Origin of the sequence: Rugamonas aquatica (assembly GCF_009380215.1) — a bacterium.
GTDB classification, from domain to species: Bacteria; Pseudomonadota; Gammaproteobacteria; order Burkholderiales; family Burkholderiaceae_D; genus Rugamonas; species Rugamonas aquatica_B.
In genome coordinates this window covers 150566-164064 of the sequence record NZ_WHUG01000016.1, presented here as the reverse complement: position 1 = coordinate 164064, position 13499 = coordinate 150566, and the positions used below count along the sequence as shown (strand labels likewise).

Below are 13499 nucleotides of genomic sequence, written 5' to 3'. Positions count from 1 at the left end.
GTCACGCAATCATCAAGGCCCCAAACAAACAGTCCAGCGGCGCCCAAGGGTGATCGCGCCCGCGCCGCACGACAACCCGTGGCGCGCCCATCGGGGCCGCCGCGCCAACCCAGCATGCCAGTCGCGAAGCCCGGCAATGGCATGCAGCCCAAGAGTGGTTCCGGACGAGGTTCCCGCCGTCGCAAAAAACGTCCTGCGACGAAACACGTTCCCGGAAGTCCGTGATGAACCATAAAAAAGCCCTCCATCCTCGCGGAGGAGCCGCGTGGATGGAGGGCGTAAGAGCGACCTGAAGGCAGGGTCGCGAGGGAGATGCAACTTTTAGAACGTCATGTCCAGGCGCGCGCCAAAGTAGCGCTGGTAGTCGCGTGGCGGCAGCCATTCGGTGGTGTTGACCACCAGCGGCGTGTTGGGCGCCTTGCTGCTCCAGTTGCTGTTGGCGTAGCCGTTGTTCAGCCCTGCCGCATAGCGCTTGTCGAACAGGTTGTTGACCAGGAAGGTGAACTTGTAGCGGTCCTGCTTGTCCTTCACGCCGAAGCTCAGGTTGGTGATGCTGTACGCGCCCTGTATCGTCATCGGATCCTGGCTCAGCGAGAACTGCGTGCGGCTCTGGTAGCGCGTGGTGGCCGCGACGAAGCCATTAAAACTCTGCGACGGCAGCACCAGATCATACTGGCCGCCCAGGTTGACCTTGACCTTGGGCGCATTGGGCAAGGTCTTGCCCGCCAGATCCTGGACGTTGGTGTTGTTGTACTTCGGACTGTTGACGCAGCCGGGGCCGGGGATGGTGCCCGTTCCCGTGGCGTTGAGCACGTTGTAGCACGGGCCGTTCTCGAACGATTGCACGGTGGCCTTGGTGTAGGCGAAGCTGCCGTTCAGTTGCAGCTCACGCGTCACGCGCACGCTGCCTTCCAGTTCCACACCCTCAGTGCGCAGGCCGCCGATGCTGTTCAGGCCGGTGCGATAGGTGCCGTCGGCATCGAAGAAGCTCGATGATTGCTGGAAGTTCTTGAAGTTGGTGCGGAACAGCGCCAGGCTGAACATGGCGCGGTTGTCCAGCAGGCTTTGCTTCAGGCCGATCTCGTAGCTGCGCGCCGTCTCCGGCTTGACGGCCGGCAGCTTGGCGGTGGCCGACGTGAAGCCGGACGTCAGGTCGTAGGCCACGCCCTTGTGGCCGGTCGACGCCATGCCGTACACCATGCTGTCCTTGTTGATGCGGTGCTCCAGGCCCAGCTTGCCGGTGAAGCTCTTGTCGTTGTCTTCCTTGTGGTAGTACTCGGTCAGCGCGTGCACCTGCGGCGGCACCGTGTAGCGGCGGAAGTTGTAGCCGGTGTCTTCATCGTTGTAGCGGCCGCCCAGGATCAGGCTGGTGTTCGGCACGAAGTCCCACGAACCCTGGCCGTAGATGGCCTTGCTGATATTCCACGCGTCGGCGCCGTAGGAAGTGCCGTAGGCCTGGATCAGCGGCGCCTTGGTCAGCTCGCGGTTCAGCCAGTTCTTGCCGTACCACAGGCCGGCCACGTAGCGCACAGCGCCCTTGTCCGGCGAGGTCAGGCGCAGTTCCTGCGTGGTCGAGTGCACGTCGAAGGAGCCGTACTGGAACAGGCCGCCGTGCATGCCGGTCGGCTGGCCGTTGGGCAGCAGCAGGAAGGGCAGGATGTCGATGTCGGTGTTGTCGTTGTCCTGGTAATCGTCCATGTGGTAGCGGCCGTAGGACGAGATCGAGCTCAGCGTATGGCCGGCCAGCGGGCCGTTCGGATCGAAGGCCCAGTCCAGCTTGACGCCGCTGCCGACGTCGTGGAACTTGCCGCCGGTCGGGTAATCGTTGCGCACGTCGCGGTTGCCCGGGCCGATGTTGATGCCGGCCAGTACCAGCGAGGCCGGCAGCTGCGGCGCGTTGCGGTAGATGCCGCCCGGCGACATATAGCTGTAGGCGTTGGAGCAGCAGAATTTCTCGGTGCGGTTGTAGTGCGGCGTCAGGGTGACGGTCAGCTGGTCGGTCGGGGTCCACTCCAGTTTTCCGCTGAGGTTGTCGCCTTTGCTGCCGTTCAGGTGGCCGCCGGTGGTCAGGTCGTTGAGCGTGCCCTGGTAGCTGGTCTTGCTGGCGGCCAGGCGCATGCGCAGCGTGTCCGACACGGCGCCGCCGACGCTGAAGCCGGCCCGCCATTCATGGTCGTCGGTGAGGTAGCTGCTGACGGTGGTCTTGATCGGGCCGCCGATCGGCTTGGTGGTGATGTTGAGCGCGCCGGCGATCGAGCTCTTGCCGAACAGCGTGGACTGCGGCCCCTTCAGCACCTCGATGCGGTAGACGTCGGCCAGGTCCTTGAAGGCGCCGGCCTGCATGCCCTGCGGGATATCGTCGACGATGACGGAAACGTCGGCCTCGACGCCGATGCCCAGCGAGAAGGTGCCGATGCCGCGCATATTGATGCTGAAGTTGCCCGGCTGGGTGCCGTATGACAGCGTCAGTGCCGGCGACAGCGACGGGATGTCTTCCAGGTCGCGCACGTTGGAGCGTTGCAGCACGGCGTCGCCAAGCACGGTGATCGAGGCCGGCACGTCCTGCAGGTTCTGGGCGCGCTTGTTGGCGGTGACGACCACCGATTCGAGCTTGCCGCTGTCTACCGGCGCGGCCTGTTGCGCGGAGGCTGTGCCCAGTCCTAGCAGGGCGATGGCGACTGCGGCCGTGATGGGCCGCAGCGTGAGGTTGTGAGTGTTCATCGTGTCTCCAATTTTTATTAAATGCTTTGTGGAATCGCTTCCACTTATTGTGAAAAAATACGCCGGCAATCGCGTGGATCGCCGGCGGTGCTGCGCTTACTTCGAACTGACCTTCAACGGGGCCTTCAGCTTCTGCGCGTAGTTGCGCACGTAGGCCTGCCATGCTGCGCCGTCAGCGAAATCGCCGCTCTTGTTCCAGCCCGCGCCGAAGTAGTAGACGAAGGGCTGGCCCGGTTGCGCCGTGCCCAGCGCCAGCTGCTGTTTGTCGGTGACGGCGAAGCCGCTGGCGCCGGCCGGCAGGATCACGCCGCAGCCGGTGATGCCGTCGTCGCCATGCTGCGGCTCCCAGTAGCTGGACCAGCCGCCGGCGGCGTCGGTCACGTAGTCGCCCTGGCCGTCGCGCTGCACGATGCCCACGCCCACCGTCAGCGGGCCTTTGCCGCTGGCGCTGTAGCGGCTCTCGACGCGGGTCATGTTGGAGCCGGCGTCGATGGAGAAGCGCTTCACTTCGGAGACCATGCGGCCGTTGCCCGCATCCCATTTGCCGAATGTGAGTTCGAACACGGAGCGCAGCGGACCGTCGGCCAGCACCTTCCAGCCCTGGAAGTTGGAGGAGTTGTGCAGGGCGTTGTCGGCGTAGATGGTGGTGCCGCCGCAGCCGCGGTTCTGGCCCACGTGGTAGTAGTCCAGGCCTTCGCCTGCGTCCTTGTGATAGGCGCCGGTCTTGTACCACTTGTCCACCACCGGGTAGCGCACCTTCTTGACCCACACGTCGACGCCGCTGCTGATCAGGTGTTCTTTCGGATCCTTGATGATGGCCGGGCCGTAGACGCGGTGCACGGTGCGGTCGCTCTCCCACGCGAAGTCGTCGAGGCGCTCCGGCACAAAGCGCGCGTGCGTCTTGACGTCGGCTGGCGGTGTCGCCGCCAGGCGTTCTGCTGGCAGCACCAGATAGCGGCGCGTGTCGCCGGCCGGCACGTTCACGGAGAACAGCAGCTGCTTGCCGATCACTTGGGAATTGATGATCGCCGAGGTGGCGGCATCCATCACCACCGGCGCCTTGATGCCGCCTGCGAGTTTGACTTCCACCAGCTCATCGCCGCGCAGGCCGTCGGTGCCGTTGGCTACGGCGACGGTCTGTGGCTTGGCCTTGTCCAGCACCGCCATGCGATACACCTCGCTGCCGGCCAGCAGGAAGCCGCCGACGCCATACACTTCGGTGGCGTCGTTGTCGAAGGATTTGGGATCCTGGCCGATAGGCTGCACGTGGGTCAGTTTGCCGTCCGCCTGCACGTTGGCTACCAGCGCGCTCCATACCTTCTGCACGGCGGGCTTGTAGGTCTTGGCGTCCAGCAGTCCCTGGTTGACGCCCCAGGCGAAGGCGTAGGCATACAGCGCCGAGCCGCTCGATTCCTTCAGCGGATAGCTGGCCGGATCCAGCAGGCTGGCGCGCCACAGGCCGTCCGGCTGTTGAAGCGTCAGCAGCTTGGCCGACATCTCCTTGTACTGCTGCTCGAAGCGCGGACGGGCAGGGTGATTGGCCGGCAGGTACTGCAGCATGCGTACCAGGCCGCCCATCACCCAGCCGTTGCCGCGTCCCCAGTAGACCTTCTCGCCGTTGGCTTCGCGCTTGTCGAAGTATTTGCTGTCGCGGAAGTAGAGGTGCGCTTCCTTGTCGTACAGGTAGTCCGACGTCACCCACCATTCGCTGACGGCGAAGTCCAGGTAGCGCTGGTCGCCGGTGACGGACCACAGGCGCAGCCAGGTCGGTGGACCCATGAACAGCGCGTCGCACCACGACCAGCGGTCCTGGTTGCCCTTGACGGTGAAGTCCAGCGTGCCGGTGCGGCGGTTGGCCAGGATGTCGTCGAAGCTGGCGCGCATGGCGGCGATCATCTTCGGATCGCGCAGTTGCAGATACAGCTCGGCGTAGGTCTGGCCGATGATGTGATCGTCCGCGTGGTAGTGGTTGGGGCCCAGCTTCCATTCGTTCTTGTCGCCGATGGCGAGCATGGCGTCGCGGTACTTGCGGTCGCCCGAGATGCCCACCAGGGCCATGAAACCGGTATCGCCTACCGCCTGCGTCCAGTCGTCGGTGCGGTGCTTGCTCGGATAGTCGAGCTGCCAGTCCGCCACGCGCTCCATCGCGTTCAGCACCGCTTTCGGATTGATGGCGGCCGAAACTTCCGCGGCGAAGACTGATGATGCGGGCAGCGCCGCCGCGAAGGCGGCCAGCACGGCGGCGTGCAGATACGTTGGGTTCATATAGGCGTCTCGTTTATATTTTTGGAGGTTGCTGCGTTACTTGTACATCGGTCCTGCGGTGACGAACGGGCCGCCCTGGTAGATGGTGGGCGCATCGCCCGCCGCAGGGTAGGCCGCGCTGTCGGGGAAGTTGCCGGCGAACTGGCTGGAGCTGTGCTTCGGCACATAGCCCAGGTGCGAGGCGTGCTTGTTGTCCCACCATTTGGTTGGATTGTCCGAGGTGCCGAAGGTGATCGTGTGGCCCACGCGCGGAGTGAACAGCGAGCATCGGATCAGCTCCACCAGATCGTCATAGGCCAGGTAGGTAATCATCATGCGGCTGTTCTTCGGTTCCGGGAAGGAGGAGCCGATGCGCAGGCAGACGGTCTCGGTGCCGAAGCGGTCGTAGTAGTAGCGCGACAGCGCCTCGCCGAAGGCTTTCGAGACGCCGTAGAAACCATCGGGCCGCAGCGGCATGCTGGCGTCGACCAGCTCCGTGGTTTCGTAGTAGCCCACAACGTGGCTGGAGCTGGCGTAGATCACGCGCTTGACGCCGCACTTGTGCACCGCCTCGTACAGGTGGTGCAGGCCGAGGATGTTGGCGTTCATGATCGGTTCGAATTTGTCTTCGACCGAGATGCCGCCGAAGTGCAGCACGGCGTCCACGCCTTCCATCATATTCAGCACGAAGTCGCGGTCGCCCAGGTCGCCGATGACGATCTCCTCGCCCTCGCGTGCAGGGCTGAGATCCTTGACGTCGTTCAGGCGCACCACGTCGGCCCAGGCCTTGGCGCGTTCGCGCAGGATGGTGCCCAAGCCGCCGCCGGCGCCGGTCAGAAGGAGGCGTTTGAAGGGTTTTGTGCTGGAAGTATTGGTCATTTGATGTTTTGTAGTTAAACGTTTAATCGCAAGTATATCGAATTTATTTTCGTGGTCAATCGCTTTCGTATCAATGTAGATATGGTGTGTGGCGAATTTGGCGTGCTAAGATCAAGGCGGATGGCACACTAAAATAAAAACCGATTGACTGGATTGATGAAAAAACCGATACCCACCATCCGCGATGTGGCCGCAGCAGCAGGCGTTTCGACCGCCACCGTGTCCAAGTTCGTCAACGGCGCCCAGCGTTTTTCGCCGGGTGTGGAGGCGACCATCACGCGGGTTATCGCCGACCTGGGTTATCGTTCCAATCCGCTGGCGGCGTCGATGATTACCGGCCGCACCAAGAGCATCGGCCTGTCGGTGCTGGATGTCGCCAATCCGCACTTCACCAGCGTGGTCAAGGGCGCCAACCGCGTGGCGCAGGAACATGGCTACACCTTGCTGCTGGTCGATACCGAGGAAAACCCGGATCGCGAACGCCCGCTGCTGGAGGCGTTGAGCCGCCGCGTGGACGGCATGATCGTCATCTCGCGCATACCGGAATCGGAGATGGACTGGATGGTGGCGCTGGAGAAGCCGATGGTGTTCTTCGGCCGCCTGGCCGGCCACGATATCCCCTGGGTGGCGGGCGACGATCACCGGGGCGCCTGCATGCTGACGCGTCACCTGGTCGCGCTGGGCCACCGCAGGATCGCCTACCTGGGTTTTTCCAAATCGCGCCGTGATGAAGAGCGCCTGGCCGGCATCCGCGAGTGCCTGTCCGCGCACGGACTGCCGCTGGCCGTGCATGACGCGGCCGCGCCATCGGCGCTGGAAGGAGAGCGCGTATGCTCGTCCATCATGCTCGGCTCCGAACCTCCCGACGCGCTGATCTGCTACAACGACCTGATGGCGCTGGGCTTCATGAAAGCCGCGCAGACATTGGGCTTCTGCCTCCCTGCCGATATTTCGGTGGCCGGCTTCGACAACATCCAGTTCGGCGCCTACACCTCGCCGCCGCTCACCACCGTCGACCTGCAAAGCGAGCGCCTGGGGGCGGCCGCGATGGAACAGCTGATCGGGCAGATCGAAGGCAAGCCGGCTCCCGCCTTCAGCATGATCGAGCCGCAGGTGATACTGCGCGGCTCCACCTCCGCCCGCAGCATCTAGAGCGATTTTTTCACGCGAAGCTTTACGTCTTCAGAAAAATCACATAACATCGGTTAAACGTTTTCCAAAATAATTCAAACCCGAGACCTCCGCCCCATGATTTCGAACCGATTCCGCCTGTCCGCGATCGCGCTGGCCGCTCTGCTGGCCGGCGGCGCTGCGGCGCAAACCGCCGCCACCGCGCCGATGAACCGCATCGTGCAGGACAACGCCTATCAGCAGCTGGACTACTTCTTCAAGAAGCTGGTGGCGGAAAAGGAAGCTATCGTCATCGACGGCTACGCGCCGTTCAAGGCGGGCGACAAATTCCTGCCGGGGAAAGTGGCGGCGGGCCTGGGCCACGTGCTGCTTAACAGCGCCAAGGACGATCCGGCGCTGCCGCAGCGCTTGCGCGACTACCGCGACATCGCCGATATGACGGTCGGCATGGACAACCACACCTGGGGCATCTACTACTACATCGGTACGCTGGTCAAACTGAAGGAAGCGGGCCTGCTGGAACAGGCGGTCAGCCCGGCCACGCTGGAGAAGCTGCGCAAGCAGCTGGACTGGCGCACCTTCGTCACGGTGCCGCAGTACGACTTGATTAACCTGCCGACCAACTACTACGGCGTGGCGTTCAGCATCGCGCGCCTGCGCATGCTGATGGGCTGGGAGGACGACAGCGGCAGCAAGATCCTGCTCGACAAAATGCTCACGCATTACAAGAAGTACTCAGGCAAGTTCGGTTTCTCCGACGAGACCGACGGCGAAGGGCGCTTCGACCGCTACAGCATCCTGCTGATCGCCGAGATCTGCGAGCGCTTCCTGGAGACCGGCCTGCAACCGACGCCGGAGCTGAAAGGCTTGCTGCGCAAGGCGGCCGACATCGCGCTCAACGTCAGCAACACCGCCGGCGACGGCTTCAGCTTCGGCCGCAGTCTCGGACCGTATGGCGAGACGGCGCTGGTCGAGATCCTGTCCGTGTCCGCCTACCTCGACGTGCTGACGGCGGAAGAGAAGCAGTATGCATATGCCTTCTCGTCGCGCGTGGCCGCACGCTACATGGACTTCTGGTACGACCCGGCGATGCATTCGCTGGACATGTGGGGCAAGGGCCGCCGCACCGACGCCTATCGCGGCAAGCACCGCATCCTGGGCGAGAACTTCTCGCTGCTGCATCAGCTGATCTACACCAACGATACCTGGAACAAGGCAGGCATGAAGGATGCGCCGCCCAAGGCCGACCTGCAGGCGTGGCTGGACAGGACGCGGCCGCAGTTCAGCACCACCACCTTCGCGCAGGGCGAGTACGACCGCGCGTTGACCATTTTCCGCGATGGTAAGCACGTCGTCAGCCTGAACATCATCAACGGCGGCATCAGCCAGCATGACAACAGCCCTTACTACCCGCTGCCGTTCGCGCCGGGCATCGTGTCCGGCATCGCCGACAGCGGCAGCGCGCATCCGCAGCTGCTGCCCAAGTTCACCATGGCGGACGGCACGCAGCTGATCGGCACAGCGTGGATCAAAGACATCAAGACCAGCCAGGCCGGCCAGCGCTACACCGTCAGCTATCGCCAGGATGAGCTGGACCGCCTGGGCAAGAAAGGGCCGGTCAAGGATGGCCGCATCAAGCTGCAAACCACCTACACGCTGGAGCACGGCCAACTGACGCGCAACGACGTCTACACGCCGGTCGGTACGCAGGAAGTGGAGAAGATCACGCTGGAATTCGCATCCTTCTCGGAGCAGCCTTCCATCGACGGCGGCACCGTCACCTTCGCCAAGGGTGACGTGAACGAGTACAGCGTGACGGGCCTTCAGCAATGCCAGGTGGCGCCGACCAACGGCAGCAAGGACTACATGGCGCCGTATGGTGCGATGAAGACGATCGTCACTTGCGGCACCGGCAAGCTGACGATGAAGGAACCGCTGACCATCAAGTGGACCATCAAGTACCACTAAGGACATCATGCCGCACTTAAAAATCGAATACACCGCGAATCTCGACGCGCACGCCGACATCGGTGAACTATGCAAGACGCTGTCGCACACGCTGGTGACACTGAAGGATGACCAGGGCGCGCCGGTGTTCCCGCTGCTGGGCACACGCGTGCTGGCCTATCCGGCCGCGCAGTACGCGGTGGCGGACGGCGAGCAGGGACGCGCCTTCGTCTACATGAACATGCGCATCACGCCGGGCCGCAGCGATGCGCTGGTGAAGGCGGTCGGCGATGCCGTGCTGGCCGCCGCGCACGCGCAACTGGCGCCGACGTTAGACAAACTCCCGTTGCGCCTTACGCTGCATATCGATGCGACACCGCCCGGATACGAAGGCAAATTCAGTAGTTAATACAATCTTGGAGACCTGAATGCGTAGTGTGTTGAAGCTCTTGTTGATATCGGGTTGTCTGGCGACGGCGGCATGGGCGCAGGATGACCAGGCCCCTGGCCAGGCGATGGTGGTTCCTGCCGCAGATGGCCACCCCGTCTCTGCACCTGCTGTGATGGCGAAGCAGCCGCCCACGCTGCACAATATCTATGGCCGCACGCGCCTGCTGCTGGACGGCCGATGGAACTACATCGTCGATCCCTACGAAGCGGGCTACTACAACTATCGCCATCAGCCGTTCGACCAATCGGCCACCGGCTCCGGCGGCTTCTACGACGACCGCAAACCCAAGGACAAAACCGAATCCGTCGAATACAGCTTCGACGGCTCGCCGACGCTGGCCATACCCGGCGACTGGAATTCGCAGAACGCCAAGCTGGAAAACTACGAAGGCACGGTCTGGATGCGCCAGCAGTTCAAGGCCGCCCCCAAGGACGGCAAGCTCTACTTCCTCTACTTCGGCGCCGTCAACTACGAGGCCCACGTCTACCTGAACGGCAAGAAGGTCGGCAGCCACAAGGGCGGCTTCACGCCGTTCCAGTTCGAAGTGACGGGCCGCCTGCTGAACGGCCAGAACACGGTCATCGTCAAGGCCGACAACAGCCGCCATCAGGACGACATCCCGACGCTGAACACCGACTGGTGGAACTACGGCGGCATCACCCGCAACGTGCTGCTGGCCGAGACGCCGGACACCTACATCGCCGACTACCAGATCCAGCTGGCCAAGGGCGACATGGGCCGCATCGAAGGCTATGTGCAGATGACCGGCGCGCAGCGCTCGCAGGACGTGACCATCACCATCCCCGAGGCGGGTGTCAAGGCCACCGTGCACACCGGCGCCGACGGCCGCGCTGTGGTCAGCATTCCGCTGGCGAAGAACAAGATGCGCTACTGGTCGCCGGAAGACCCCAAGCTGTACACCGTCACCATCGCCGCCGCCACCGACAAGCTCAATGACCGCATCGGTTTCCGCACCATCGAAACACGCGGACAGGATTTGCTGTTGAACGGGAAGTCGGTGTTCCTGCGCGGGATCTCGCTGCACGACGAAAACCCATTGATACCGGGCCGCCTGCGCGGCGAGGGCGACATGCGGATGATGCTGCAATGGGCCAAGGACATGAACTGCAACTACGTCCGTCTGGCGCACTATCCGCACAGCGAGGAGATGATAAAGCTGGCCGACGAGATGGGCATCCTGGTCTGGGCCGAGGTGCCGGTGTACTGGACCATCTCGTGGGAGAAGCCGGAAGTCTACGCCAACGCCAGCCAGCAGCTGACGGACCTGGTAACACGTGACAGGAACCGCGCCAGCGTCATCATCTGGTCCATCGGCAACGAGACGCCGGTCGGCGAGGCGCGCAATGTCTTCATGGGCAAGCTGGCCGATACCGTGCGCTCGCTCGACCGCACACGCCTGGTCGGCGCCGCGCTGGAAGTGCACCGCAAGGGCGACGAGGTGACGGTGGAAGATCCGCTGGCCGACAAGATCGACCTCGCCAGCTTCAACGAGTACGCGGGCTGGTACTGGTCCAACAACAAGGAGATGATGAAGTTCTCCTTCAAGGTCAATTACAACAAGCCGGTAATCATCACCGAATTCGGCGCCGACGCGTTGGGCGGCCTGCACGCGGATGACGACACCCGCTGGAGCGAGGAGTATCAGGACCTGCTGTACAAAAACCAGTTCAAGCTGCTGGACGCTATCCCAGGCCTGCGCGGCATGACGCCGTGGGTGTTGACCGATTTCCGCTCGCCACGCCGCCCGCATCCGTACTATCAGGACTTCTGGAACCGCAAGGGCCTGATCTCGGAGACAGGCAAGAAGAAGCTGGCCTTCTACACGATGAAGGCTTACTACGACCAAAAACAGCAGCAGTACAAATGACCATGAAGAAGACCACACTTGCCCTGGCAGCGGCCTTGCTGCTGCCGTTGATGGCCCACGCACAGGACGCGCAGATCGAACGCAAGGTCGCCGCGCTGATGAAGCAGATGACGGTGGCCGAGAAGGTCGGCCAGCTGCACCAGATATCCGGCCGCCTGTTCACCGGTCCGACCAGCAGCGACTATGCCGCCAAGCTGGCCGATATCCGGCTCGGCAAGGTCGGCTCCATGCTCAACATCAAAGGCGTTGCCGACACGCGTGAGATCCAGGCGCTGGCGCTGCAATCGCGGCTGCACATTCCGCTGCTGTTCGGCCAGGACGTGATCCACGGCTACCACACCGTGTTCCCCGTTCCGCTGGGCGAGTCGGCGTCGTGGGACATGGAGGCGATCGAACAGTCGGCCCACATCGCCGCACGCGAGGCGGCAGCGGCGGGCATCCACTGGACCTTCGCACCGATGGTGGACATCGCACGCGATCCGCGCTGGGGCCGCGTGATGGAAGGCGCGGGCGAGGACACCTTCCTCGGCTCTGCCATCGCCCGGGCGCGCGTGCACGGCTTCCAGGGCAAGCAGCTGGGCGCCACCGATTCCGTGATGGCCACCGCCAAGCACTTCGCCGCCTACGGTGCGGCCGTGGCGGGCCGGGACTACAACGCGGTCGATATGAGCAATCAGCAGCTGTTCGAAGTCTACCTGCCGCCGTTCAAGGCTGCGCTGGATGCGGGCGCGGCGACCTTCATGAACTCCTTCAACACGCTGAACGGCATACCGGCCACCGGCAATGTGTTCCTGCAGCGCGATATCCTGAAAGGCAGCTGGAACTTCAAGGGCTTCGTCGTCAGCGACTGGGGTTCGGTGCGCGAGATGGTCCCGCATGGCTATGCCGCCGACCTGGCCGATGCGTCGGTCAAGGCCATCAACGCCGGCAGCGACATGGACATGGAGAGCTACGCCCACATCAAGCACCTTGAGGATGCCGTCAAATCCGGCAAGGTGAAAATGAAGACGCTGGACGATGCCGTCAGCCGCATCCTGTACAAGAAATTCGAACTGGGCCTGTTCGACGATCCATACCGCTACTCGGTCGCCGAGCGCGAGAAGGCCGTGCTGGCCGATCCGTCGCACCGCGCCGCCGCCTTGGACGTGGCGCAGAAATCGCTGGTGCTGCTGAAGAATGCCGCCAAGACTTTGCCGCTGTCGCGCACCGCGCAGAAGATCGCCGTCATCGGCCCGCTGGCCGATGCGAAGCGCGACCTTGAGGGCGGCTGGGTGGTGGAGGGCGACCGCGCTCCCGTGGTCAGCATCCTCGAAGGCATCCGCAGCCACGCCGGCAAGGCGGAGGTCAGCTATGCTCAGGCTTGCGATAACCGCTGCACCGGCACCGACGGCTTTGCCGACGCCGTCGCCGCAGCCGTCCGCGCGGACGTGGTGGTGCTGGTCGTCGGCGAAACCTGGGACTTGAGCGGCGAAGCCAAGTCGCGCACCGACATCACGCTGCCCGGCCATCAGGAACAACTGTTCGCGGCGCTGAAGGCGACCGGCAAGCCGGTCGTGGTGGTGATGCTGGCCGGCCGCCCGCTGGTGTTCAATACCATCGCCGGCCAGGCGGACGCCATCGTCTACGCATGGTTCCCCGGCAGCGAGGGCGGCAACGCGGTCGCCAATGTGCTGTTCGGCGACTACAACCCGTCCGGCAAGCTGCCGATCACCTTCCCGCGCAGCGTCGGCCAGATTCCGCTGTCCTATGCTCAGTACAGCACCGGCCGTCCCGTCACCGACGAGAAGAACGTGGTCTACAAATCGGCCTACATCGATTCCGTCAACACGCCGCGCTACGCCTTCGGCCATGGCCTGAGCTACACCGACTTCAAATACTCCGGCCTGACGATCAGCAGCAAGGCGATGTCGCCGTCGCAGCAGGTCACGCTGTCGTTCGACCTGGCTAACACCGGCAAGGCCGCAGGCACCGAGATCGTGCAGCTGTACCTGCGAGATCTGGTCGCCTCGGTGGTGCGGCCGGTGAAGGAGTTGAAGGGCTTCCAGAAAATCCACCTGCTGCCTGGCGAACAGCGTCGCGTGAGCTTCACCATAGACCGCGAGCTGCTGTCGTTCTTTAACAACCAGCTGGTCTGGGGCGCGGAGGCCGGCGACTTCAAGCTGATGGTCGGCAGCGCCTCCGACGATATTCGCCTTGAGGGCGCAGTCACGCTGCTGCCATCCAAATAACCAGAACCAC

Annotated in this window: 8 protein-coding genes; 5 read left to right on the top strand and 3 right to left on the bottom strand. The window is 63.5% G+C overall.

Going from position 1 to position 13499, the window contains the following annotated elements; translation table 11 throughout:
- Nucleotides 1-321: 321 nt before the first annotated feature.
- From GEV02_RS27765 to GEV02_RS27755, 3 genes are all read right to left on the bottom strand, one after another.
- Nucleotides 322-2721, bottom strand: a complete 2400-nt coding sequence (locus GEV02_RS27765; RefSeq protein ID WP_152841123.1) for a TonB-dependent receptor — start codon at nucleotides 2719-2721, stop codon at nucleotides 322-324.
- A 96-nt stretch (nucleotides 2722-2817) separates the two neighbouring features.
- Nucleotides 2818-4986 carry a glycoside hydrolase family 88 protein gene (locus tag GEV02_RS27760; protein ID WP_152841121.1) on the bottom strand — a complete coding sequence of 723 codons (2169 nt, stop codon included), beginning with the start codon at nucleotides 4984-4986 and terminating at the stop codon, nucleotides 2818-2820.
- Nucleotides 4987-5022: 36 nt separating this feature from the next.
- The gene (locus tag GEV02_RS27755; RefSeq protein WP_152841119.1) at nucleotides 5023-5844 is read right to left on the bottom strand and encodes an NAD-dependent epimerase/dehydratase family protein; all 822 of its coding nucleotides are present in this window, start codon (nucleotides 5842-5844) and stop codon (nucleotides 5023-5025) included.
- A 156-nt stretch (nucleotides 5845-6000) separates the two neighbouring features.
- Here GEV02_RS27755 and GEV02_RS27750 point away from each other — a divergent pair, with 156 nt between their 5' ends.
- The 5 genes from GEV02_RS27750 (at nucleotide 6001) to GEV02_RS27730 (ending at nucleotide 13489) form a co-directional block, all read left to right on the top strand.
- Nucleotides 6001-6996, top strand: coding sequence for a LacI family DNA-binding transcriptional regulator (locus GEV02_RS27750; protein WP_152841118.1), 996 nt, complete (start codon nucleotides 6001-6003; stop codon nucleotides 6994-6996).
- Nucleotides 6997-7092: 96 nt separating this feature from the next.
- Entirely contained in the window at nucleotides 7093-8943 is a 1851-nt protein-coding gene (locus tag GEV02_RS27745) for a hypothetical protein (protein WP_152841116.1), read from the top strand.
- Nucleotides 8944-8950: 7 nt separating this feature from the next.
- Nucleotides 8951-9331, top strand: a complete 381-nt coding sequence (locus GEV02_RS27740) for a 5-carboxymethyl-2-hydroxymuconate isomerase (RefSeq protein WP_152841114.1) — start codon at nucleotides 8951-8953, stop codon at nucleotides 9329-9331.
- A 19-nt stretch (nucleotides 9332-9350) separates the two neighbouring features.
- Nucleotides 9351-11261, top strand: coding sequence for a glycoside hydrolase family 2 protein (locus GEV02_RS27735; RefSeq protein WP_152841112.1), 1911 nt, complete (start codon nucleotides 9351-9353; stop codon nucleotides 11259-11261).
- A 2-nt stretch (nucleotides 11262-11263) separates the two neighbouring features.
- Nucleotides 11264-13489 (top strand): glycoside hydrolase family 3 N-terminal domain-containing protein, encoded by a 2226-nt coding sequence (locus GEV02_RS27730; RefSeq protein WP_152841111.1) that lies wholly within the window; start codon nucleotides 11264-11266, stop codon nucleotides 13487-13489.
- Nucleotides 13490-13499 lie beyond the last annotated feature (10 nt).